Origin of the sequence: Clostridium sp. AF37-5, assembly GCF_003477605.1 — a bacterium.
Classification (GTDB): Bacteria; Bacillota; Clostridia; order Lachnospirales; family Lachnospiraceae; genus Eubacterium_F.
The window spans coordinates 67,314-90,656 of record NZ_QUDR01000009.1 but is presented as its reverse complement, the minus strand read 5'-3'; the positions used below and the strand labels follow the sequence as shown (position 1 = coordinate 90,656).

Annotated in this window: 24 protein-coding genes and 1 riboswitch; of the genes, 2 read left to right on the top strand and 22 right to left on the bottom strand. The window is 41.7% G+C overall.

Annotation, left to right across the window (positions count from 1 at the left end; all coding sequences use genetic code 11):
- The first annotated feature begins 13 nt into the window (after window positions 1-13).
- Window positions 14-1,174 (top strand): DUF4317 domain-containing protein, encoded by a 1,161-nt coding sequence (locus tag DW019_RS07745; protein WP_118443003.1) that lies wholly within the window; start codon window positions 14-16, stop codon window positions 1,172-1,174.
- A 76-nt stretch (window positions 1,175-1,250) separates the two neighbouring features.
- Here DW019_RS07745 and DW019_RS07740 read toward each other — a convergent pair whose 3' ends face one another.
- The 21 genes from DW019_RS07740 to DW019_RS07640 all read right to left on the bottom strand — a co-directional run bounded on the left by DW019_RS07740 (window position 1,251) and on the right by DW019_RS07640 (window position 18,911).
- Window positions 1,251-2,414, bottom strand: a complete 1,164-nt coding sequence (locus DW019_RS07740; protein ID WP_118443002.1) for an FprA family A-type flavoprotein — start codon at window positions 2,412-2,414, stop codon at window positions 1,251-1,253.
- A gap of 66 nt (window positions 2,415-2,480) precedes the next feature.
- On the bottom strand, window positions 2,481-2,939 hold the full coding sequence (locus DW019_RS07735) for a hypothetical protein (RefSeq protein ID WP_243024126.1): 459 nt from the start codon (window positions 2,937-2,939) through the stop codon (window positions 2,481-2,483).
- Between the two features lie 227 nt (window positions 2,940-3,166).
- A complete protein-coding gene (locus DW019_RS07730) occupies window positions 3,167-3,445 on the bottom strand; it encodes a hypothetical protein (RefSeq protein WP_118443000.1) in 279 nt (92 codons plus the stop codon).
- Between the two features lie 403 nt (window positions 3,446-3,848).
- The gene (gene cysK / locus DW019_RS07725) at window positions 3,849-4,775 is read right to left on the bottom strand and encodes a cysteine synthase A (RefSeq protein WP_118442999.1); all 927 of its coding nucleotides are present in this window, start codon (window positions 4,773-4,775) and stop codon (window positions 3,849-3,851) included.
- 133 nt (window positions 4,776-4,908) lie between these two features.
- The gene (locus DW019_RS07720) at window positions 4,909-5,343 is read right to left on the bottom strand and encodes an Rrf2 family transcriptional regulator (RefSeq protein ID WP_022376161.1); all 435 of its coding nucleotides are present in this window, start codon (window positions 5,341-5,343) and stop codon (window positions 4,909-4,911) included.
- A 300-nt stretch (window positions 5,344-5,643) separates the two neighbouring features.
- Window positions 5,644-5,943, bottom strand: a complete 300-nt coding sequence (locus tag DW019_RS07715; protein WP_118442998.1) for a type II toxin-antitoxin system RelE/ParE family toxin — start codon at window positions 5,941-5,943, stop codon at window positions 5,644-5,646.
- Window positions 5,940-6,146 carry a hypothetical protein gene (locus DW019_RS07710; RefSeq protein ID WP_117479635.1) on the bottom strand — a complete coding sequence of 69 codons (207 nt, stop codon included), beginning with the start codon at window positions 6,144-6,146 and terminating at the stop codon, window positions 5,940-5,942. The genes DW019_RS07715 and DW019_RS07710 overlap by 4 nt, the downstream gene beginning before the upstream one ends.
- Before the next feature lie 154 nt (window positions 6,147-6,300).
- On the bottom strand, window positions 6,301-7,257 hold the full coding sequence (gene bioB / locus DW019_RS07705) for a biotin synthase BioB (RefSeq protein ID WP_118442997.1): 957 nt from the start codon (window positions 7,255-7,257) through the stop codon (window positions 6,301-6,303).
- A gap of 84 nt (window positions 7,258-7,341) precedes the next feature.
- Window positions 7,342-8,520: a phosphoribosylaminoimidazolecarboxamide formyltransferase gene (locus DW019_RS07700; RefSeq protein WP_118442996.1), complete on the bottom strand. Its 1,179-nt coding sequence runs from the start codon at window positions 8,518-8,520 to the stop codon at window positions 7,342-7,344.
- Window positions 8,521-8,531: 11 nt separating this feature from the next.
- Complete coding sequence (locus DW019_RS07695; protein ID WP_117479641.1) at window positions 8,532-9,245, bottom strand: IMP cyclohydrolase; 714 nt, start codon at window positions 9,243-9,245, stop codon at window positions 8,532-8,534.
- A gap of 59 nt (window positions 9,246-9,304) precedes the next feature.
- A riboswitch (ZMP/ZTP riboswitch) is annotated at window positions 9,305-9,408 on the bottom strand.
- A 45-nt stretch (window positions 9,409-9,453) separates the two neighbouring features.
- Window positions 9,454-10,746, bottom strand: coding sequence for a M18 family aminopeptidase (locus DW019_RS07690; RefSeq protein ID WP_118442995.1), 1,293 nt, complete (start codon window positions 10,744-10,746; stop codon window positions 9,454-9,456).
- Between the two features lie 66 nt (window positions 10,747-10,812).
- On the bottom strand, window positions 10,813-11,583 hold the full coding sequence (locus DW019_RS07685; RefSeq protein WP_118442994.1) for a polysaccharide deacetylase family protein: 771 nt from the start codon (window positions 11,581-11,583) through the stop codon (window positions 10,813-10,815).
- Between the two features lie 74 nt (window positions 11,584-11,657).
- Window positions 11,658-12,896 (bottom strand): GTPase HflX, encoded by a 1,239-nt coding sequence (gene hflX, locus DW019_RS07680; protein WP_118442993.1) that lies wholly within the window; start codon window positions 12,894-12,896, stop codon window positions 11,658-11,660.
- A gap of 11 nt (window positions 12,897-12,907) precedes the next feature.
- Complete coding sequence (locus tag DW019_RS07675) at window positions 12,908-13,885, bottom strand: biotin--[acetyl-CoA-carboxylase] ligase (RefSeq protein WP_118442992.1); 978 nt, start codon at window positions 13,883-13,885, stop codon at window positions 12,908-12,910.
- A complete protein-coding gene (locus tag DW019_RS07670) occupies window positions 13,882-15,120 on the bottom strand; it encodes a U32 family peptidase (RefSeq protein WP_118442991.1) in 1,239 nt (412 codons plus the stop codon). The genes DW019_RS07675 and DW019_RS07670 overlap by 4 nt, the downstream gene beginning before the upstream one ends.
- 3 nt (window positions 15,121-15,123) lie before the next feature.
- Window positions 15,124-15,807, bottom strand: coding sequence for an O-methyltransferase (locus DW019_RS07665; protein ID WP_243024125.1), 684 nt, complete (start codon window positions 15,805-15,807; stop codon window positions 15,124-15,126).
- 74 nt (window positions 15,808-15,881) lie between these two features.
- A complete protein-coding gene (locus tag DW019_RS07660) occupies window positions 15,882-16,241 on the bottom strand; it encodes an endolytic transglycosylase MltG (protein ID WP_118442990.1) in 360 nt (119 codons plus the stop codon).
- 3 nt (window positions 16,242-16,244) lie between these two features.
- Window positions 16,245-17,915 carry a ribonuclease J gene (locus tag DW019_RS07655; RefSeq protein WP_117479651.1) on the bottom strand — a complete coding sequence of 557 codons (1,671 nt, stop codon included), beginning with the start codon at window positions 17,913-17,915 and terminating at the stop codon, window positions 16,245-16,247.
- Between the two features lie 15 nt (window positions 17,916-17,930).
- Window positions 17,931-18,203, bottom strand: coding sequence for a DUF1292 domain-containing protein (locus DW019_RS07650; RefSeq protein WP_243024124.1), 273 nt, complete (start codon window positions 18,201-18,203; stop codon window positions 17,931-17,933).
- A 9-nt stretch (window positions 18,204-18,212) separates the two neighbouring features.
- On the bottom strand, window positions 18,213-18,635 hold the full coding sequence (gene ruvX, locus DW019_RS07645) for a Holliday junction resolvase RuvX (RefSeq protein WP_022376178.1): 423 nt from the start codon (window positions 18,633-18,635) through the stop codon (window positions 18,213-18,215).
- A gap of 9 nt (window positions 18,636-18,644) precedes the next feature.
- Entirely contained in the window at window positions 18,645-18,911 is a 267-nt protein-coding gene (locus DW019_RS07640; RefSeq protein WP_022376179.1) for an IreB family regulatory phosphoprotein, read from the bottom strand.
- 228 nt (window positions 18,912-19,139) lie between these two features.
- Here DW019_RS07640 and DW019_RS07635 point away from each other — a divergent pair, with 228 nt between their 5' ends.
- On the top strand, window positions 19,140-21,365 hold the full coding sequence (locus tag DW019_RS07635; protein WP_243024123.1) for a glycoside hydrolase family 95 protein: 2,226 nt from the start codon (window positions 19,140-19,142) through the stop codon (window positions 21,363-21,365).
- A gap of 30 nt (window positions 21,366-21,395) precedes the next feature.
- On the opposite strand, the gene DW019_RS07630 is transcribed toward DW019_RS07635, so the two are convergent.
- Entirely contained in the window at window positions 21,396-23,159 is a 1,764-nt protein-coding gene (locus DW019_RS07630; RefSeq protein WP_118442988.1) for an ammonium transporter, read from the bottom strand.
- Between the last annotated feature and the right edge of the window lie 184 nt (window positions 23,160-23,343).

Below are 23,343 nucleotides of genomic sequence, written 5' to 3'. Positions count from 1 at the left end.
AAGGGAGGTACATATGAACAAAAAAGAAATCGCAGAAATCAAAAAACGATTTACAAAAACAAAATGCAGCTTTACAAGACTCTGCGGATGTTACGTGGATGCCGACAAGCAAAAACGCATGACTTTAAAGGAAGCGTTTTTAGGCCTTCCGGAAGAAGAAATGTTTAAATACATTGACATTTTCCGCAAAACACTTTCCGGCTCCATCGGAAAAACACTTCTGAATATGGAGTTTCCAACCGAACAGGAAACAAAGGAAGACGGCACGCAGGTATTTTTAATGAAACTGTTAGAAAGCAAACTGACCGATGATGAATTGCTAGATGCCTTTTATGACAAAGTAATTGAAAATTACGGCTATCCGGAAAATTATTTTATTATTTTGGTTCATGACGCTTATGATATTCCGAAAATCACAACAGACGGCATTGAAAATTTTGATGCATCGGAATATGTGTATGACTACATTCTTTGCAGCATCTGTCCGGTTAAGCTGACAAAACCGGGACTTTGCTACAATGCAGAGACCAACCACATCCAAGACCGGATTCGTGACTGGCTCGTACAGCCGCCGGAACTTGGCTTTTTGTTCCCGGCATTTAATGACCGCAACATGGATATTCACAGCCTTTTGTATTATTCCAAAAATGCGGATGAGGTGGATGAGGTGATTACCGACAAGCTCCTCGGCTGTCGTATGCCGCTCCCGGCAAAAAGCCAGAAAGAAACATTCAACGCAATTGTAGAGGAATCGCTTGGCTTAGAATGTGATTATGAGGTGGTTAAATCCATTCATGAAAATCTGAATCAGATGGTAGAAGAAAACAAAGAAAATCCGGAGCCTCTCACATTAGATAAATCCGACATGACGCATCTTCTGGAAAAATGCGGTGTTGAGGAAGAACAAATTGAGGCTTTTGAGGCACATTATGACGAATCCGTCGGAGAAAATGAAACACTGGTTGCCACCAACTTATCCAATACAAGGAATTTTGAGGTGCGCACCCCGGATGTTAAAGTTTCCGTTAATCCGGAGAGAACCGACTTAGTAGAAACAAAAGTAATCGACGGCGTTCCGTGCTTAGTCATTGAAATTAATGATTTAGTAGAGGTAAATGGAATTCAGATTGTATCTGAGCTTGCTCATAAGGACAAAGAAACCGAAAAAGAATAATATGATAAAGGCAGTTTCACGAAAGGATTTTCCTTCCTGAAACTGCCTTTTTACTTCAATTATATTGAATTACAAATTATGCCAACAATTCATCTGCTAACGCTTCCATCTGAGCGACATCTGCCTCTTTCATCGTCGACTTGATTGTAACCATGTTGTCACAGAGTGTCATATTTTTCATCTTCTCAAATGCTTCGCGCATTTTTCTGTTTGCCACCGGTGCCCAGCTTCCATTTTGCACAAAGGCAACTTTCTTGTTCTGGAAGTTTTTGTGACCTAAGTGGTACAGGAAATCCTGCATAACCGGGAACAAACCGCCATCATATGTTGCACAGGCAACTACAATTTTATCATAGCGGAACGCATCCTCAATTGCCTCTGCCATATCTTCTCTCGACAAATCACTGACAACGACTTTTTTTGCACCTTTGGCTTCTAACACTTCACCAAGTTTTTTCGCTGCTTTTGCCGTATTTCCATGAATGGATGCATAGGCAACAAATACACCGTCATCTTCTGCTTCGTAGCTACTCCAAACCTGATATTTACCAATATAATAGGCAAGGTTTTCCTGAAGAATTGGTCCATGAAGAGGACAAATCTTCTGAATATCCAAGCCGGCTGCCTTTTTCAACAAAGCGGCTGCCTGCGCACCATATTTACCTACAATATTAAAGTAATATCTTCTTGCTTCACAAGCCCAGTCTTCATCGGCATCCAGCGCACCAAACTTACCAAAAGCATCGGCAGAGAACAAAACTTTTTCCGTGGATTCATAAGAAACCATAACCTCCGGCCAGTGAACCATCGGTGCCATCACAAACGTAAGTGTGTGTGCACCAAGAGACAAGGTATCTCCCTCAGCAACAACCACCTTTTTGTCTGTTACATCCATCTCAAAGAACTGTGGCAGCATCGCAAATACCTTCGCATTGCTGACAAACTGCATCTGCGGATATTTTTCAGCAATTGCCTGAATGCTTCCGCTGTGGTCTGGCTCCAAATGAGAAATCACAAGATAATCCGGTGTTTTTCCATCAAGTTCTCTCTCTAATTTTTCCAGCCATTCATCAGTTTTTCTGGCATCCACCGTATCCATTACGACAATTTTTTCATCCAAAATCACGTAAGAATTATACGATACGCCATTTGGCACAATGTACTGGCTCTCAAACAAATCAATATCTTTATCGTCCACTCCAATATAACGAATGGCATCTGAAATCGTCACATTACTCATTTACAAATCCTCCTTATCCTTAGGTCAATAATATCGACTTAAGAATAACACCATCCCATAGAAAAATCAAGGCATATACGGAACTCTTTGTTTTTTTACTTTTACGATTGCATATACATGAATCTTTGAACTGGAATAAAGTTTCTTGATTTTATTCTTTTTCACTGTTTTCGTCTTTGATTTACCATTTTTCTTGTATTTGACAAGGTAGGAAATCTGCTTTTTATAATTACCATCGTCATTACTCACAAGTTTAAAATAAGGTTTGGACCATGTATAATTTCCTGATTTCTTTTTCGCATAGGTTCCCATGTCAAATTGTGTACGAGTAATTGATGTTAAGTTTGGGTCAATGCTTACCTTTGTCTTCTTGCTCTTAACATTCAGTTTTTTCACTAGATTGCTGCCAGATATATATAAATCCTTAACTGACTTTGAAACAATTATTTTTTGAATTTTAGAACCAACACTTATGGTTACATTTCTTTTCCCCTTAACCTCTAATTGATTTATTTTCCCATGCATACCGTCTCTTGATGGTGTAACGCAATCTTCCCAAAAATTACTATCAAAATTGCCATTTAGTACCACATTTTTAATATTAGCGAACGCGTTCCTAACACAAATTGAATCTTTGAATACGATTTTCGTTAATTTTGCAGCATCCAAAAAATTCTCAGCATAAATATACTTTAGGCTTTTTGGCAAATTAAGTTGTTTTAAATTCGGTGTATTCGCAAAAGCAAATTCTCCTATTTTTTTACTCCCTCCGGAATCGTAATCTTTTCTACTGACTTACTATCTGTCGAAAATACATGTCGAGAATTTTTAAATTCAGCATACTCACTATCTGTAAAATGATATTCGTTTTCCTCATTAAAATAGTAATCATATTCATTCCAACATATTCCAATCTGCACAATGGAATATCCATCAATTATCTTCGGAATTACCACTTCTTTTGTCGGTTTAATCTTTAACACGGTTGCGGTTTTATTGGCTTCATCTAAAACTGCACCTCCCTTACTCACTTATCATAGCATATAATCATCCGTAAAAAACAAAACCGGCACGAATGGTCGTTTTTCGTCCCTAAACGGTCAAAATCATCTCCGTTTGAAGCATCTACTTACTATAACGTTCCAAACGGAGAAAATCTGACAAAATATTTAATTTATTTTTCACCAAGAAGTTTTTTCATTTTACCCGACATTTCCGGCTGATGCAAAACACTTGCCTTGCTAATTTATCGCATAAATGCACACATTTCAATAAAAATGACATTTTTAGCAAAATGAAGGGCCACTTTTGCAAAAAAAGCACCTCTTTCTTTGGAATTTTGTTTTTCAACTTAATCCCAACACAGAAAAAGGTGCTTCTTCTTTATCTTTTTAATTATCCTATAAAATTTTCACCCTAGCAGTTTGAAACCGCTTAAGAAAACATCGGTGTGGATAAATAGCGATCACCGGTATCCGGGAACAGGGCAACAATTGTCTTGCCTTTGTTTTCGGGTCTCTTTGCCAGTTCTGTCGCTGCTTTTAACGCTGCTCCGGAAGAAATACCAACCAAAATTCCCTCTGTTCTTGCAATCTCACGGCCTAACTCAAAGGCATCCTCATTTTCAACCGGGATTATCTCATCATAAATGTCCGTGTTCAATGTGTCCGGTACAAATCCGGCACCAATTCCCTGAATCTTATGGGCTCCTGCCTCACCTTTTGACAATACCGGAGAAGTTGCCGGCTCTACTGCTACAATTTTCACATCCGGATTTTTCGATTTCAAATATTCACCGACACCGGAAACGGTTCCGCCTGTTCCTACACCGGCAACAAAAATATCCACTTTTCCTTCGGTATCCTCCCAAATTTCCGGACCGGTCGTACGCTTATGTGCACGTGGATTCAGTTCATTGACAAACTGTCCAGGAATAAAGCTGTTTGGAATTTCTTTTGCGAGTTCATCTGCCTTTGCAATGGCACCTTTCATTCCTTTTGCGCCATCGGTCAAAACAAGTTCAGCGCCATACGCTTTCATCAGGTTGCGGCGCTCCACGCTCATCGTCTCCGGCATTGTAATAATAATACGAATACCAAGCGATGCAGCAACGGAAGCAAGACCGATTCCTGTATTACCGCTTGTCGGCTCAATAATCACGGAGTCTTTTGTCAATTTACCAGTCTCCAATGCATCTAGAATAATTTCACGTGCAATACGGTCTTTTACGCTTCCAGCTGGATTAAAATACTCTAATTTTGCTAAAATTTTTGCCTCTAAATTGTGTTTTTCCTCGTAATTTCCCAACTCTAAAATCGGTGTATTTCCTACTAAATCAGTTACTTTCTTATAAATTGCCATCTTTCTTACCCTTCCTTCCTTTCTTTTCATATTATTCATACGTGTTTGGTATGATTACTATTTGATGATTAAAAGAATACACCTTATTTCCTAGTTTGTCAATAGGAAATAAGGTGTTTTTTGTTTTTCAATTTTAAATGGAATAATCGCCGTCTTTTGCAATCTGCCAGTCAACCAAATCTGCAAGTGTAATGTTGTCAATTACATCACTGATAGCATCGTTTAATTTCTTCCAGACAACGGCTGTTGCGCAGTTGTCCATGCGGCTACATGACCCAAGTTCTTCATCCACGCAGTCAACCGGTGCCATACTGCCTTCTGTCAGGCGCAAAATCATGCCTACTGTGTATTCTTCCGGCTTTTTTGTCAGCAGATATCCGCCCTGGGGTCCTCGGATGCTTCTGACATACCGTGCCTTATTTAAAATTGCTATAATCTGCTCTAAGTATTTATCGGATATTCCCTGACGGCTTGATATTTCTTTTATTCTGGTTGGTTTTTCTGAATCATTCAGTGCCAAATCCAGCATAAGCCGCAGCGCATACCTGCCTTTTGTTGATATTTTCAAGGGTCTTCCCTCCTGTTCTTTTCATACATTCCCTACCGTATTTATATGATACAATAAGAGGGGCGAAAAATCAAGGGGTGGTGTTTATTTGGTTTCGTAAATAATAGCGGAAAGTTTGTCCCTTGTGTGCCGCTTTCGCTTAACAAATACGCAGGGGTATCGGCAGGTCAAAAACACCTGCCAGACACCCGCGTATTCGTAGCACACAAGAAACAAATTTTCCGCTGCTATTTACTGAAGCCAAATAAATCAGCCACATCCATCATAGCTTGAAATTGCGGTCGTTCAGTATTTTTATTATTACCAGCCTCGAAGTTGTCGAGACAATTTTGCGGAATTATATACTTCATGAATAATAATATCGTCACCACAAATCTCGTACACGATAGTATAATTCTTGTAGTACAATTCACGCACATTCGTATCACGAATCCATTTTGCCGGAGTTCCTTTTTCAGCTTCGCCTTCATTACTTAAAGAATCTCCCAAATCAATCAATTCATCAACAAAAGACACTGCACGAGCCGGATTATTTCTTGCAATGTAGTCTTCAATATCATTCAAGTCTTCAATTGCCAAATCAGACCAGATTATGCTCATGCAAGAATTGTCCTTTCTTCACGTTTCTTTTGAAACATTTTGCGTACTTCGTCCGTTGTATGCCCGCCATATTCAGTGATAGATTGCTGGCTCTTCTTGAAACGAAGCAATTTATATAAGTTTTCCATAACTTCAAATTCATCCTGAATGTCATCAGATATGTCAGAAAGATTATCAATAATCAACTGTTTTGCTGTACTCATACAAATCACCCTCCTTGTTTTGTTGTACATAGTATAACACGATGCCGTCATTTTTACAATTGATTTCAAAATCCTATTTGGTTTCGTAAATAATAACAAAAGCGACGCAGGATACAGCCCTTCCCCCCTCTTATAATCTTCCGGAACCTGTAAACTAAATCTCAAAACCACTTGCAACAAGCATTTGTTTATCCTGTTTGGTATTATTTCCCGATGTTGTAAGCATATCGCCGGTTATCGTGGCATTTGCCCCGGAGAAGAAAGCTTTTTTACCATTTTCCTTCATCAGTTTACGGCCTGCTGCCAAGCGAATTGATGTCGAAGGGTTAATAAAACGGAACATAGCGATAACTCGCAGAAGTTCTTCTTCGGTAAGCTGTTTTAGGTTTTCAAACGGTGTACCCGGAATCGGCATCAGTGCATTTAACGGAATGGAATCAACTTCAAGCTCTGCAAGCGTAAGTGCCATATCCAGCCTATCCTCCCATGTCTCTCCCATGCCGACAATTCCTCCGGAGCAAACCTCTAATCCGGCCTCTTTGGCAGCCCGGATGCACGCAAGCTTATCCTCAAACGTATGCGTGGTGCAGATACTTGGAAAATATCTGCGCGACGTCTCAATATTCGCATGGCAGCGTGTTACGCCAACCTTACGCAAAATTTCAAACTGCTCTTTTGTCAAAAGACCATGCGAAGCACATAATTCAATTTCTTTACACTCCTCATGCATTCTTTTGTACGCTTCTACAATCTGATCAAACTCTTTGCCGACAAGCGTTCTGCCCGCTGTCACAATAGAAAAACGATGAGCTCCATTTTCTTCATTTACATGACATGCTTTCACAAAAGAATCCACATCCATTACATCATATTCTTCTGCTCCGGTATGGTGATGGCTCGACTGGGCACAGAACCGGCAGTTTTCACTGCACCGTCCGGCACGTCCATTAATAATTGTGCACAAATCCACCTGATTACCACACAATTCTTTTCGAATTTTATCGGCTCCCTGACAAAGCGACTCCAAATCACCATCAATCAAAAAAGTCAGGTCATCTTCTTTTCCTAAACGTCTTCCTTCAATAATCTCATTTACCAGTTCTTCATACATAATAAAATTCCTCCTATGGTAGATACTTTTATTCTACCATGGGAGGAATGATTGTCAACCTAAATATTTTATTTAGTTGTCATTTTAGTGATGGAACAAACGGATTCCTGTAAAGCTCATCACCATATTGTGACGGTTGCAGGCATCGATACAATCCTTATCACGAATTGAGCCGCCCGGCTGTGCAATGTATTTTACACCGCTGCGGTATGCTCTTTCAATGTTATCATCAAATGGGAAAAACGCATCGGAGCCAAGTGTTACATCTTTTGCGTACTCGGACAACCATTTCTGCTTTTCTTCTTTTGTAAATACCGGTGGTTTTTCGGTGAAATATTTTTCCCAGCATCCATCTGCCAAAACATCCATGTAATCTTCACCGATATAATTGTCAATGGCGTTGTCGCGCTCGGCACGCTTCATCCCCTCTTTAAACGGCAGGGAAAGTACCTGTGGAGACTGTCTTAACAGCCAGTTATCTGCCTTCTGTCCGGCAAGTCTTGTACAGTGAATACGGGACTGCTGTCCGGCACCGATACCAATTGCCTGTCCGCCTTTTACAAAGCAAACAGAATTTGACTGCGTATATTTTAACGTAATCATTGAAATTGCCATATCAATTCTTGCTGACTCCGGCAAATCTTTATTCTCTGTCACAATGTTGCTGAAGAAATCTTTGTCAATGTTTAACTCATTACGGCCCTGCTCAAAAGTAATACCAAATACTTCTTTGTGCTCAATTGGGTCCGGTACATAATTCGGGTCAATCTCGATAATGGCATAAGCACCTTTTTTCTTCTCTTTCAGAAGTTCTAATGCTTCCGGCTCATAACCCGGTGCAATAATTCCATCGGAAAATTCTCTCTTAATCAATTTGGCTGCGGAGACATCACACACATCTGACAATGCAATAAAGTCACCATAAGATGACATGCGGTCAGCACCTCTTGCTCTGGCATAAGCGGCAGCAAGCGGAGATAACTCACCCAAATCGTCTACCCAGTAAATCTTTGCCTCTACCTCACTCAAAGGAAGACCTACTGCTGCACCTGCAGGGGAAACATGTTTAAACGAAGTTGCTGCCGGAAGACCGGTCGCCTTCTTCAATTCGCTGACTAACTGCCAGCCGTTAAATGCGTCCAAAAAGTTAATATAACCCGGTTTTCCATTTAACACTTTGATTGGCAGTTCACCATCTTTGCGGTAAATACGGGATGGTTTCTGATTCGGGTTACAGCCATATTTCAATTCCAATTCTTTCATGATTTTCTCCTTTACTTATTCTTATTTTTAATAATCGATTCGTATTTTCCGGTTTCAATGTCAATGTAGCGCACAAATAAGGAAACTTTATTGTCCTCATTCAAGCTTTCCCACAGCATATCAGCAAATGCATTCATATCATCCATTGTTTCAATCCATTTCGGCTCGCCCTCAAAACTTGGCAATGGATTTCCATCACACATATAAGTATGGATAAAATGTCCCTCTCCTGCTACCGGATTCTCATATGCGAAAGTATAACGATTGCAGGCATCCGGATTTCCGTTATTGCTTTTTAAAATAGACATTGCATAATTGTACTCTCCATTTTCCACATGCATAATGCCGGAAATTCTTGGTGTATAATTCGGGCCGTCCGGTTCAAATTCTCTTGTGCGGAGCGCCTGCTCAAAAGTCTGCTGTTTATCCATCAGTTCATAAATTGTGTCTGTCTGGTCACCGTTGGTAACAATAGTCTTGTTTCCCAATACGCGGACCGGTGCGTAGATAATAAGACTTGGGTCACTCAATTTTGATGGGTCAAATGCCTGTGTGCGGATTCCCTCACCATCGTTTACAAAGACACGGTTTCTACTGTTTTCACTCCGCCCCATAATAAAATAAGCGGTCACTGCGTATTTACCGTTTGGTGATTTTCCAATCACGATTCCACGTCCCGGATACGCATTGTTTTTGAGTTCCTGTTCCAATGAAAGTTTCTGCATCATGATTCCTCCAATCTTTTTTGTAATAGTATCAAAAAAACCGCCCGGGCAACCGGGTAAACGGTCGCCCAGGCGGTCGGCAATTCATACAAATCCACACTCCCTGTGAGTTCTCTCACTCTATATGATTTTCATATAGTTTCCGCCAGTCGTATGGAACTAAGTTTAGAATAACTGATTTTTAGGGAAAATGCAAGCGTTTTCTTCATTAAATACGCCACATGCCATCCTTTATCTGGCAAATCTCACTCTCATAAAATGCCTGAATTGCTTCTATCATGGTTTCTACGTCCTCACAGCCGGCAGTTTCCACCGCACTGTGCATGGCAAGCTGCGGCAGACCGATATCCACCATTGGCACACTAAAGGAATGACTCAAAAGATTACCAAGTGTACTGCCGCCCGGCATATCGGCGCGATTCACAAACAACTGCGTTTTGATATCATTTTTTTCACAAAGTGAGCCAAACACACCACCGGTCATTCCGGTTGTCGTATATCGCTGACTCGCGTTATATTTGATGACAACACCGCCGTTTAAAACAACCGGGAACTCATCATCACTCTTTTCCGGATGGTTTGGATGGACAGCGTGCGCATTATCTGCACTAAGCAGAAAACTCCGGCTTTCCGCACAAATCTGCTCCTCCTTTGTCATGCCGTAAAACAAACAAATCCGCTCCAATACATCCGGCAGGAAATTACTAAGTGCCCCCTGTCTGCTGCCGCTTCCCACCTCTTCATTATCAAAGAGGCAAAAGATAGAAAGCGCTTCTTGCGGAAGTTTATCCTGTGCACGTAAAAACCCTTGTAACGTCGTGTACACACAACCTAAATCATCAAAACGCGGCGTCAAAAGGAACTCATCTTTGACACCGGCTGTGACTGCCGGCTGGCGCACGGTAAGAATCAAATCCATATCTACAATTTCTTCATCCCCTTTGCAGCCTGCTTCCTCCCGCAAAAGTGTCATCAGTTCTGCCTCGCTGCCACCATATAACGGCTGTAAATCAACGTGAACATTATGCTTATATCCCTGATTGATTTCTCGGTTAAAATGAATGGACAGATTTGGAATCACAAATACATTTTTATCCGGTGCAATGAGAACACTGGAAATTCCCTCTTTTGTCTTTTTCATCACACGTCCGGCAAGTCCAAGCGGTCTGTCAAACCAGCTTGTGTGAATCATGCCGCCATAACCTTCGATTTCTGCTTTTGCATAAAAGGCATCTTTTTTCTTAGCTTTCTTAATCCGAAACGTAGGAAAATCACTATGACTGGCACAAAGGTGATAATAAAGCGGTTTTTCTTTTGGCATGGAAAAGGCAAGTAAACTCGACTCATTTCTTGTTACGTAATAGTTTTTGCCGGGCTCTAACTGCCAAAGATTTTCTTCTTCCAAGGACTGAAAACCAGCCACTTTCAAAGCCTCTTTTACCTGTTTTACCGCATGATACGGACTCACACTCTGATTCAAAAAAGAACATATTTTATCCATAATAAAATCCCTCTCTCTTTCCGATGATTTTCCTTTAGTATACCAAATAGCCGCCATTTTTACAAATCAGCGCCAGCTCGCCGGAAACAAATATTCCTCTCTGTGGTCAAGCGTATCAAAACGATACCCCTGTTCTTTGATATAATCAATAATCTGTGGAAGAACTTTTGCTGTATTATCCATGGCGGAGGCATCATGCAGCAGGATAATCGGCTTTTCAAAGTGCGTGACATCTTTTTTTACATTTTGAAATATTACTGCCTGTGAAACATGAGGGAAAATCGAATCTTCGCCCGATACATTCCAGTCGAAACTTCTTACGCCCTCTTTCCTTAGCTGATTATGGAGTTCATCTACATAAGATTTCACATAACCGTTATTGCTCCCCCACGGAAAGCGGTGGAGTGTCGGCTTTTCTCCTATTATTTTTTCAATGCAATCGGATGCCGCCCGAAAATCTTTGTAAAAACAATTGGCACTGGCATACATCTGATTATGCTCATGGCAGTATGTGTGCACACCAATCGCATTTCCTTTTTTCTTTAATTCCTTTACAGTATCAACCCGCTCCCCCGTAATTTCCTTTCCAATCAGGAAAAATGTTGCGACAGCTCCTTTTTCCTCTAATATTTTAATGATTTTTTTCGTATTTCCACTGGGACCATCATCGAATGTCAGATAGGCAGTTTTTTGATTTTCCTTTTGGACTTTAGATACAAAACTGCCCGTTGGAACAATAATTGTGCCGTCATTTTCCGTTTCGTAATTTCTCTTTACTTCATAAAATAACAGCACAAAAAGGACACAGACACAAACAACATAAACTGTCTTTTTCATCAACACACCACCAAAACAATTCCCCTTATTCCATTGTATGATAGCAGTGTCAAAAGGTTAAATGTTTATCCATATTAAAGCAGATGTGGCGGAATCACCGCTTTTACGAAAATGCCGTCCTCACGGTATTCTTCTTGTTCCAGTCTTCCAAACTCACGAATTGCCTGGATTTTCCCTGCTTCGTCGTAAGCAAATACTTTTTCAATCTTCACCATTCCCTCATCCAGTACCTCTTCGATCTTTTCCACCAATTTATCCAGTCCGATTTTCTGCTTTGCAGAAATCATAAGAGATGCTTCGCTATTTTTATCTTTTAAGCCATCCGGCTTATATTCCAGACAGTCCATTTTATTAAATGCTGTTATAACTTTTTTGTCGCCAATATTTAACTCGCGCAAAGTGTCATAAACAACCTCCATCTGCAAATCATATTTGGGATTTGAGACGTCAACAACATGAAGAATCATGTCCGCATACTTCGCTTCCTCAAGCGTGGAGCGGAAGGCACGAATCAGCGAGTGTGGCAGTTTACTGATAAATCCAACTGTATCGGTAAATAAGATTTTCTGCCCATCCTCTTTTTCCAAAACGCGTGTCGTCGGGTCAAGTGTTGCAAATAACTTATCCTCTTCTAATACAGCGGCTTTTGTCAGTATATTCAAAAGTGTTGATTTTCCGGCATTTGTATAACCAACGATGGCAACTGTTTTCGTCGGATTCTGCGTTCTTTTATGACGCTGCACCTCACGATTTTTCACGACTTCTTTTAACTGACGGTTCAACATGGATATGCGCTCTTTAATCAGACGCCTATCCATTTCCAGCTTTTTCTCACCGGGACCTCTTGTTCCGATTCCACCGCCAAGCCTTGACAAACTTTTACCAAGTCCTGTCAGCCTGGATGAACGGTAGCGAAGCTGTGCTAATTCAACCTGCAGTTTTCCCTCGCTCGTCCTTGCATGAGCGGCAAAAATATCTAAAATCATTACGGTACGGTCTAATACCTTAACCTGCAGTTCTTCCTGCAAATTGGTAAGCTGCGCCGGCGTAAGCTCATCGTCACACACAATGCCATCCGCATCGGTCTGCATAATCAGTTCACGCAGTTCTTCAATTTTTCCCTTGCCGACATATGTTCCCGGATGCACGGACTCTCTCTTTTGAATCAGTCTTCCGACTACGATGCCGCCTGCTGTTTCCGTAAGTTCTGCAAGTTCATCCAAAGAATAGGAAACATCCGTTCCATCCTCTAAATCAACGGCAGTTAATAAAAATTTTTCCTGCACCTGTTCTGTCTCATAGGTCTTAGCCATGTTTTTCTCCTTTAACAAACCCGCACGGTAATTTCTCCCGTACGCAGAATCTCCTGTGTATGGTCTTCCTTTTCCACAATCAATCCACCGTCTTCATCAATCGCAACGGCAGTTCCGTATTCCCAGTCTGTTCCGCTTGTAAAGCGAATCTTTTTCCCAAGAACATTTGACCACTTGCGGTAATCTTCCATAAAACTTTTATCCGGTAAATCCTGATATAACTTACATAAATTCTCAATAATTGCTGCTACCAATTCATTGCGCGGAATCTTTTCGTCCTCTGCGCATACCGTTCCGGCAATCTCTTTGATTTCATCCGGATAACCTTCCTTTGGCGCATGGTAATTAATTCCAATTCCCACGACAACTGTATCAATCCGTCCCGACTCAAAATCGGACACTGCCTCGGTCAAAATGCCACATATCTTTTTTCCGTTCAGATAAACGTCATTCACCCACTTAATCTCCGGTTCCTGTGAAAGGACATCCCGAATCGCACGACATACCGCAACAGAAGCCGCTGTTGTAATCAGGACAACATCCTGCGAAATTTCCGGCTTTGGACGGAACAAAACACTCATGTAAATCCCGCTTCCATCGGGCGAATAAAAACTTCGTCCGCGTCTGCCACGTCCATTTGTCTGCTCCTCAGCAAGTATCACAAGCCCCTCGCCTTCACCATTCAGTGCACACCTCTTTGCTTCCATATTCGTGGAATCAATGCACTTAAACACCTTGATTTTCTGACTGTCGTACGGCTTATGCAGACACAGCCGGATTCCTTCCTCCGACAACACATCGCTTTCTTCTTTCAGGCGGTAACCACGGTTATTTACTGCCTGAATCTGATAACCTTCTTTTTTCAGAGTATTCACTGCCTTCCAGATAGCCGATCTCGTCACGCCAAGTGATTCTGCCATCTCCTGTCCGGACAAATCTCTTTCCCTGCTTGCCTCTAACAGTTTCAATACTTCCGTCTTTACACTCATCGTTCAATCCCTCTCATAATCTCGCCGGCGCAGACCACACCGTCCACTCTCATGCGGATTTTCTCTCCCGGATGCGGACAGGAATCTGTCTCTTCGCCATCCTCATTCAACATTTGCAGCACAGAAACCGTCTGGTTTTCGCCATTTTTCTTCATAATTTCAATGGTATCGCCAACTCTGAATTTATTTTTCTGATAAAACACCACATACCCATCTTCCGTTACTTCTTTCACCTGTCCAAGATAAACAGCACCCTTCTGATAGGTATTGTTATCATAAATCTGTGTTTCATGCGTTGGTTTTCCAAAGAAGAAGCCGGTCGTAAACTGACGGTAGGTACATTTTGCAATTTCCGCCTGATAATACGGAATATTTTTCTTATATTTTTCCGGGTCTTCAAAATAATCGTCGACTGCCTGACGGTACGTTCTGGCAACGACAGCGACATAAAGAGCTGTTTTCATACGTCCCTCGATTTTAAAACTGTCAACACCTGCTTCCACCAACTCCGGAATGTGCTCAATCATACACAAATCCTTGGAATTGAAAATATATGTTCCCCTCTCGTTTTCCTCAACCGGCAAATATTCACCCGGACGATTTTCTTCCATAATATAATATTTCCAGCGGCACGGATGGGTACATGCACCAAGATTCGCATCACGGCCGGTAAAATAATTGCTCAAAAGGCACCGCCCGGAATACGAAATACACATCGCACCATGGACAAATGTCTCGATTTCAAGGTCTTCCGGTATATGTGCATCAATATCCGCAATCTCTTTGATGGAGAGTTCACGCGCCGTCACAACACGCGTTGCGCCCAATTTATGCCAAAACCGGAATGTACGGTAATTCACATTATTTGCCTGCGTACTGATATGGATATCAATTTCAGGACAGATTTCCGTTGCAATCTGGAATACACCGGGATCGGAAATAATCAGAGCATCCGGATCGATTTCTTTTAATTCTTCAAAATACTTCTGCACACCCTCTAAATCTCTGTCATGTGCAGTAATATTCGCTGTCACATACACTTTTTTCCCGTGTTCGTGAGCAAAACGGATTCCCTCAGCCATATCTTCCTTAGAAAAGTTTTTTGCCTTTGCCCGAAGTCCATACATTTCACCGCCGATATAAACCGCATCGGCACCATAATAAACGGCTGTCTTTAACACTTCCAAACTGCTTGCCGGGGCAAGAACCTCCGGCTTTTTTCGATTATTCTCCATGAATTACTCTCCCTTTCCATTTCTTTTTTTCGTACTAATTGTCATGCCATCGGCAATCGGCAGACAGATTGTTTCTAATTCTTCCTTCTCACACAAAACTTGTAAATATTCCCGCATACGTCCATGTATCGTACGATCTCTGCGCAGTACCGCATAACGGGATTCCAACACATCACCATCATGAAAAATATTATCGGACACAAGCATCGCGTCATCTGCCATCAAAGCAATAACATCCGGCAAAAAATTCAAATACTGTCCCTTTGCCGCATCCATAAAGATAAAATCATAGGATTTTCCTTTTGTTAAAAGTTGTTTTAATACTTCCGCTGCATCACCTTCAAGCAACGTAATCCTGTCATCTTCATCCAGCATCTCTAAATTTCCCCGCGCTTCTTTTAAGCGCATCTCAACTTTTTCAATTGTCGTAATATGTGAAGATTTTGGCAAATACTCACGCATGCAAAGAGCGGAAAATCCAACCGCTGTTCCAATTTCTAAAACCTCTTTCGGCTTTCTCTCCCGCAGCAAGAAACGCAACATATCTCTTGTGCCGGACCTTATAATCGGCACATCCTCTGAAAGTGCCTTTCTCTCAAGCTCTTCTAATGGCTTTGGCAGTGGCTCCCTGTATTTTTCCAAAAACACTTCCATGCGGTCATGGTGACTCGTCTTTGTGTGTACCATTTTTTCTCCTTTACTAAACGCACAAAAAATCCCAGTCCTGCCATAAGAAAACATGGGATTTTATGTGTTATCATTTACAATCCGTAAATTACACGGATAATTTCCTCGTAGGTCATACTGCTGTTCAGCGTATAAATACCTTTCTGCATGTCGGTTCCCTCGCGTTTCATCAACTGCATGTGCACATAAAACGCCGCCGGATTACCGACCAAATCCTGATTTGACAGCCGCTTAGCCACTTCAAATTCACCATCATCCTCCGATATGGTAAATGCTGTTGTCTGTCCCGGCGGCAAATCTTTTGACGTATCGCCCACCGCCTCGCAGGCAAAGGAATAGCCGACGCGGCACAGCTGTACACCACCAAATACAACCAAACCATAAAACACGATATTCAGTAATACAATTAACATGGTTCGTACAGCTTTTAACATGGATTATACCTCCATAATAATTGGTAAAATAACCGGATTTCTCTTCATCTTCTTCCACAGGAAGTCATTCAGAGTATCCTTAATTTCTGTTTTAATTCTTCCCCAGTCTGTAATTCCTCTTTCGTATAGACGGTCAAGCGCAATATTAACAACTTCATGGCACTCATCCATCAAGTTTTCCGCTTCTCTAACATAAACAAAACCACGGGATACAATATCCGGTCCTGCCAAAATCGTGTTGGAGCCTTTCTCCAGTGTAAGTACCACAACCAAAAGACCATTTTCCGATAAGTGCTGGCGGTCACGAAGAACAATATTTCCTACATCGCCAATGCCAAGTCCATCGACCATAATTCCCTGTGCAATCGTTTTACCAACAATTGTCGCACGATCCTCACGGAGTTCCAAAATATCTCCGGAACGTAAAATCTTAATATTTTCTTTTGGCACACCCATCTTCTGTGCTACATCTGCCTGTCCCTGCAAATGACGGTACTCACCATGAACCGGTATAGAAAACTTCGGTTTCACAAGCGAATAAATCAATTTAATCTCTTCCTCACATGCATGTCCGGAAACGTGAGTATCCTGAATAATTACCTTTGCACCCTTTTGAGAAAGTTCGTTAATTACTTTTGAGACCGACTTCTCATTACCCGGAATCGGACGGGAACTGAAAATAACAACATCCCCGGGTTTAATTGCGATTTTACGATGAATACTTGCCGCAATACGGGAAAGAGCTGCCATTGCTTCACCCTGACTTCCCGTCGTAATCAGTACGAGCTGCTCATCGGAATAATTTTTCATCTCTTCCAAGCTGATAATCATATTGTCCGGCACCTGAATATAACCAAGTTCCACCGCCGTATTTACGATGTTTACCATGCTTCGTCCTTCAATGACGACTTTACGGTTCTGCTTCTTCGCCGAATTAATAACCTGCTGCACACGATCTACATTCGAGGCAAACGTAGCCACGATAATACGGTTGTGTACATTTTCCTCAAAAATCGAATCAAAAGTCGCACCAACCGTACGCTCCGACTCAGTAAAGCCCGGTTTCAAAACATTCGTACTGTCGCACATCAGGGCAAGTACACCTTTTTTACCAAGTTCTCCAAAACGAGCCAAATCAATTGTGTCTCCGTAAACCGGCGTATAATCTACTTTAAAGTCACCGGTGTGTACAACAATTCCTGCCGGTGTATAAATGGCTAATGCCGCTGAATCCGCAATACTGTGATTTGTCCGGATAAACTCAATACGGAAATCTCCTAAGTTAATATACTGACCATAAGTAACAACTTTTCTCTTAACGTTATTTAACAGATTATGCTCTTTTAACTTATTCTCGATAATTGCCATCGTAAGTCTCGTAGCATAAATCGGAACATTCAGTTCTTTTAACACATAAGGCAGAGAACCGATGTGATCCTCATGTCCGTGTGTAATGACAAAGCCTTTCACTTTATCTCTGTTATCCTGCAAATACGTGATATCCGGGATTACTAAATCCACACCTAACATATCATCTTCCGGGAAGGCCAGTCCGCAGTCCACTACAATAATACTCTCTTCCGTCTCAAACGCCGTAATGTTCATTCCAATCTGTTCCAAACCTCCAAGCGGAATAATCTTTACGCGCTCTTCCCCTGTTTTTTTCTTCTTCAATTTTATTACACCTCTCTATTCTAATCTTAATTCTACATCGTCCAATAATTCTTCTAAGTACTTTGAAATAATTTTCAACTCTTTCTCATCGTCTACAACCTGATACGTTACCAGTTCGTCCTCTGTTTCCTCTCTCAAAATCATTGCTTCTGCTTCCTCATCCTCAACGGAATCTGTCACGAGAAGATACGATACACCGGCAATGTCTGCTTTTTCCAACACAAAAAAAGCCTCCTCGCTGCCATCGTCAGCCGTAAGCATAATGAGTCCATTTTCGTTTTCTGACATCAAATCCTCCTAATTGTGTATGGAATCTAAATAACCTTGTAAAATCAGGGAAGCTGCAATCTTATCTACATACGTTTTCCGATGTTCTGAGCGCACTCCGCCTTCTTTTAACACATCCATGGCAGAAACCGTGCTGAGCCGTTCGTCCCACAGCACTACTTCTAACCCTGTTCTAGCCTTTAGTTTTTCCATAAATTCTTTCGTTCGCTCGACACGCTCTCCCTCCGAATTATTCATATTCTTCGGGTAGCCAAGCACAATACGTCCTACGTCATTTTCCTCTGCCAGTACCTGAATACGTGCCAGAGTCTGTCGTAATTTGTTTTCACTTTTTCTTTTTATAACTTCAACCGGCTGGGCAGTCAAAAGCATGGAGTCGCTAATCGCCACACCAACTGTCACTGAGCCGTAATCAAGTCCCATGATTTTCAAAATAAATACCTAGTCTTCCTTGAGATTATTCTCAATATAGTCTTCTAAAAACACTTCAATAATTTCGTCACGCTCTGCGCGCATAATCAAACTTCTTGCACCTTTGTGACTGGTAATATAAGTCGGGTCTCCCGACATCAGATACCCAACAATCTGATTAACCGGATTGTAGCCTTTTTCCGTCAATGCAGAATAAACTGCCGCAATCACATCACGGACATCCAAATCTTTCTCCGCCTCAACCTTAAAGTATTGCGTATTATTCAATTCCTGCATGCCGCCACATCCTTTCTATAATCATACCCAATTACTAATATTGTAATATATATAACCTCAATTCGCAAGAGTTTTTTTGCATGAAGTTTATCTCCGCAATCTTATAATATTTTTCACCAAGCACAGCAGAAGAACGGCAGCCATCATCTGCTTTTGTTTTTTTATCATACACTAGAAAAATTCGTTTGACAATTGTATAATGTTACAAAAAAGAAAAAAAGGAGCAATATGATGAGTCAACTGTTTTACTATACACCGGCAAACGGAGACTGGAACAAGGCACTTCCGATTGGAAACGGAAAACTTGGAGCCATGATTTTTGGAGAGGAACATGAAGAACATTTTCAGCTTAATGAAGATTCTGTCTGGTTTGGAACAAAACGAAACCGCAATAATGCGGATGCCAGAAAAAATCTAGAAAAAATCCGTGAATTAATTTTAAATGGAAAAATTTCAGAGGCGGAAAATCTCTGTAAATATGCCCTGTCCGGCACACCACAGAGCCAGCACAGTTACCAGACACTGGGTGATGTTTATTTTGATTTCTGCGGTGTACGAAAAAAAACAAAAGATTTTAAGCGGACACTCGATTTATCAACCGCCATACATACCTCAAAAGTCACGGATGCAGACACTGGCTTTTCCTATGAAATTGAGACTTTTGCCGACTTCGACACAAACTGCATTGCTGCCCATTTTACGAGTACTAATCCGGATGGGCTTTCTTTGGCTGCCTCCTTACAGCGTGGCTCTTTTTATGAGGCAACCACCCACACAGACGACACGCTGTTAATTTCCGGCAGACTCGGCGGCGGGGATGAATCTTTTTGTGCCGGTATGCGCTTTGTCATTTCGGACGGCGCACAAACAGGCATGGGCGAACATTTGTTAGCCGAACACTCCTCTTCCATTACCGTATTACTGACAGCGGCAACTACATTCCGTCACAAAAATCCGGAAGAAGCAGTAAAAGAATCATTAAAAAAAGCAGCTTTCATTCCATATGAGAAATTGAAAGAAAAACATGTCAAAGAATACCGCTCATATTTTGACCGCATGCATTTATCACTTCCTTATGATTCATCTCTCGATGCCCTTCCAACAGATGAAAGACTTGCACGTATTGATAAGGAACACCCGGATAACGGACTCATTAACACGTACTTTGATTTTGGCAGATATCTGTTAATTAGTTCCAGCCGCGGCGACTGTCTTCCGGCAAATCTCCAGGGCATCTGGAATGATTCTTTAAGTGCACCGTGGGGAAGCAAATTTACCATTAATATCAACACAGAAATGAATTACTGGCCGGCATTATCCTGCCGGTTAGCCGACTGCGAAAAACCGCTTTTTACACATATGCTGCGCATGTTGGAAAACGGAAAACAGACCGCTAAAGAAATGTATGACTGCCGTGGTTTTGTCGCCCACCACAACACCGATTTATGGGGTGATACAGCACCGCAGGACATCTACATTCCTGCTACTTACTGGGTTATGGGCGGTGCATGGCTTGCTACCCATATCTGGAACTATTACAGTTACACAAAAGACCTTGATTTTCTCAAAGAAATGTACCCATTTTTACGAGAATGTGTTGCCTTTTTTATGGATTTTCTCATCGAAGTTAATGGCGAATTGGTAACCTGCCCTTCTGTGTCACCGGAAAACACTTATATCATGAAAGATGGCACACAAGGACGCTTGTCTTACGGCGTTACGATGGACAATGAAATTCTCCACGAATTATTTGACCATTTTGAAAAGTCCTCCACATTGTTACAAGAAACCGATATCGATTTTTGCCAAAGAGCAAAAGAAACGGCAAAAAAACTACCAAAAATAAAGATTGGAAAACACGGTCAGATTATGGAATGGATGAAAGATTATGATGAAGCAGAACCGGGTCACCGCCACATCTCACATTTGTGGGCACTTCATCCGGCTTTCCAGATTACGCCGGATAACACACCGGATTTATGTGATGCTGCCAAAATTACGTTGCAGAGGCGTCTCAGTAAAGGCGGCGGACACACCGGCTGGAGCCGTGCGTGGATTATGAATATGTATGCCAGATTATGGGATGGAGAAAATGCTTATAAACAGCTTTTACTCCTCTTTTCCAACTCAACTTTACCAAATCTGTTTGACACGCATCCACCATTTCAAATTGATGGTAATTTCGGCTCAATTGCTGCCATCGCAGAAATGCTCTTGCAGTCAAGAGAAGATAAGACGATTTTTCTTCCTGCACTTCCAAGTGCATGGCAGAATGGTTTTGTAGAAGGAATCTGTGGCAGGGAAAATATCTGCTATGACATTCGCTGGAACAAAGGCGTCCTTTCCGATGTCACCCTGCACGCAGGGTCTGATACCTCCATCACGCTTTCTTACAAAGACAAGGAAAAACGCCTCACCCTGCAAGAAGGTGAGACGTTATCTGTATCATTTTAATCATTTAGGAGTGTAATCGTTTTACTTTTATTAATCGTCCTGTAAAGCATCAAACCCGCTCTCACCGGTTCTGACTTTGACAACTTCTTCGACATTGTATACGAAGATTTTACCATCGCCAATGTGACCGGTGTAGAGTGCCTCTTTAGCAGCATCTACAACTTTTTCTACCGGCACGGCACTTACGACAACCTCAACTTTCGTCTTCGGCAGCAACGTAAATTCAACCGGTACACCACGATAATACTCTGCTGTACCTTTCTGAGTACCACAGCCTAATACAGAAGTTACGGTAATACCGCTGACGCCAATCGCATTCAGTGCTTCCTTCAAATCTTCGAACTTGCTCTGACGGCAGATAATGGAAATCTTGCTCATCTTCACTGCACCTTCGGCTACCTCTTTCTTCTTCTTGAGAGTCGGAGCAGGAACCTCTGCTACCGGTACAGCGGCTTCCATCGGGACATCGCCCATCATTGTCTTTGCTCCTGCCGGTGATGCAGCATAGAAGCGGTTACCAGCCGGCATAAAGTCTGCGTAAGCACTTGGTAAACCATGTTCGGTTGCATCCAGACCTTCGATTTCTTCCTCCGGTTTTACACGAAGACCAATGGTTGCACGGATTGCAAGGAATGTAAGTGTAATCAATACAACAGCCCATGCACCAACCGTAAGAATACCTAAAATCTGAAGTCCTAACTGGTTAAATCCACCACCGTAGAACAAACCTTCTTTAATTCCCGCTATTTTAAATCCCGGTGCGGATGAAGTAGCAAACAAACCAACTGCGAAAGTTCCCCAGATACCATTCATCATATGTACGGCTACCGCACCAACCGGGTCATCCACACGAAGCACATGGTCACAAAGCCATACACCAAAGACAACCAGCACACCGGCTACCGCACCGATAATAGCTGCACCGAGTGCATCGGTTACATCACAAGGAGCTGTGATTGCTACCAAACCTGCAAGAGATGCATTCAAACACATCGAAACATCCGGTTTGCCATATTTAATCCATGTAAAAATCATACATACAACGGTTGCCACAGCAGGTGCGACTGTTGTTGTCAGGAAAATTGAACCAAGCGTTTTCAAATCTGTTGCAGCAGCACCGTTAAATCCATACCAGCCAAGCCATAAGATGAATACACCAAGTGCACCAATTGTTAAGTTATGACCAGGAATCGCATTTACCTTTATCACTTTACCGCTCTTATCTTTCTTAAACTTACCAATACGAGGTCCTAAGAATGCGGCACCAATTAAAGCACAGATACCACCTACCATATGAATAGCACAAGAACCGGCATAATCATGGAATCCAAGATTTGCTAACCAGCCGCCGCCCCAAATCCAGTGGGCTTCAATCGGATAAATCAATGCTGAAATCACTGCTGAGTATACACAATAGGACAAGAACTTAGTTCTCTCTGCCATTGCTCCGGAAACGATTGTTGCCGTTGTTGCACAGAACACAAGGTTAAATACAAACGTTGAAAAATTGAAATTTGCAAAGTTCGTAAACAAGTCAAATCCCGGTTTACCAATAAATCCAAGATAATCTTCACCAAGTAACAATGAAAAACCAATCAACATAAACATCACAGTTCCGATACAGAAATCCATGAGGTTTTTCATAATGATGTTACCGGCATTTTTGGCTCTGGTAAAACCACCCTCTACCATAGCAAAACCTGCCTGCATCCAGAATACCAGTGCGGCGCCAATCAAGAACCATACGCCCCACAAATCGCTCTGAAGCGATTCAACTGCTTTCATTACATCCATACTAATTCCTCCTTTTCTTTCATGACGTATTCCCCTGCAATAGAAAAAGCGCCAGAAACAAATTCTCGTTTCTGACGCCTTCGTCATTTATGTCTGCAATTATAAAACGCGGTTTTCTAAATGTCAATACCTTTTTTACATTTTGTGCATTTCCAACAAATACCATTCGTAAAAATGCAACTTT

Excerpts from the sequence above, each read along its gene's own strand:
- DW019_RS07745 (WP_118443003.1), top strand. The coding sequence starts at position 14 with ATGAACAAAAAAGAAATCGCAGAAATCAAAAAACGATTTACAAAAACA.
- DW019_RS07740 (WP_118443002.1), bottom strand. The coding sequence starts at position 2,414 with ATGAGTAATGTGACGATTTCAGATGCCATTCGTTATATTGGAGTGGAC.
- DW019_RS07735 (WP_243024126.1), bottom strand. The coding sequence starts at position 2,939 with ATGCATGGGAAAATAAATCAATTAGAGGTTAAGGGGAAAAGAAATGTA.
- cysK (WP_118442999.1), bottom strand. The coding sequence starts at position 4,775 with ATGGCAATTTATAAGAAAGTAACTGATTTAGTAGGAAATACACCGATT.
- DW019_RS07715 (WP_118442998.1), bottom strand. The coding sequence starts at position 5,943 with ATGAGCATAATCTGGTCTGATTTGGCAATTGAAGACTTGAATGATATT.
- DW019_RS07710 (WP_117479635.1), bottom strand. The coding sequence starts at position 6,146 with ATGAGTACAGCAAAACAGTTGATTATTGATAATCTTTCTGACATATCT.
- bioB (WP_118442997.1), bottom strand. The coding sequence starts at position 7,257 with ATGTATGAAGAACTGGTAAATGAGATTATTGAAGGAAGACGTTTAGGA.
- DW019_RS07700 (WP_118442996.1), bottom strand. The coding sequence starts at position 8,520 with ATGAAAGAATTGGAATTGAAATATGGCTGTAACCCGAATCAGAAACCA.
- DW019_RS07695 (WP_117479641.1), bottom strand. The coding sequence starts at position 9,245 with ATGCAGAAACTTTCATTGGAACAGGAACTCAAAAACAATGCGTATCCG.
- DW019_RS07690 (WP_118442995.1), bottom strand. The coding sequence starts at position 10,746 with ATGGATAAAATATGTTCTTTTTTGAATCAGAGTGTGAGTCCGTATCAT.
- DW019_RS07685 (WP_118442994.1), bottom strand. The coding sequence starts at position 11,583 with ATGAAAAAGACAGTTTATGTTGTTTGTGTCTGTGTCCTTTTTGTGCTG.
- hflX (WP_118442993.1), bottom strand. The coding sequence starts at position 12,896 with ATGGCTAAGACCTATGAGACAGAACAGGTGCAGGAAAAATTTTTATTA.
- DW019_RS07675 (WP_118442992.1), bottom strand. The coding sequence starts at position 13,885 with ATGAGTGTAAAGACGGAAGTATTGAAACTGTTAGAGGCAAGCAGGGAA.
- DW019_RS07670 (WP_118442991.1), bottom strand. The coding sequence starts at position 15,120 with ATGGAGAATAATCGAAAAAAGCCGGAGGTTCTTGCCCCGGCAAGCAGT.
- DW019_RS07665 (WP_243024125.1), bottom strand. The coding sequence starts at position 15,807 with ATGGTACACACAAAGACGAGTCACCATGACCGCATGGAAGTGTTTTTG.
- DW019_RS07660 (WP_118442990.1), bottom strand. The coding sequence starts at position 16,241 with ATGTTAAAAGCTGTACGAACCATGTTAATTGTATTACTGAATATCGTG.
- DW019_RS07650 (WP_243024124.1), bottom strand. The coding sequence starts at position 18,203 with ATGTCAGAAAACGAAAATGGACTCATTATGCTTACGGCTGACGATGGC.
- DW019_RS07640 (WP_022376179.1), bottom strand. The coding sequence starts at position 18,911 with ATGCAGGAATTGAATAATACGCAATACTTTAAGGTTGAGGCGGAGAAA.
- DW019_RS07635 (WP_243024123.1), top strand. The coding sequence starts at position 19,140 with ATGATGAGTCAACTGTTTTACTATACACCGGCAAACGGAGACTGGAAC.
- DW019_RS07630 (WP_118442988.1), bottom strand. The coding sequence starts at position 23,159 with ATGGATGTAATGAAAGCAGTTGAATCGCTTCAGAGCGATTTGTGGGGC.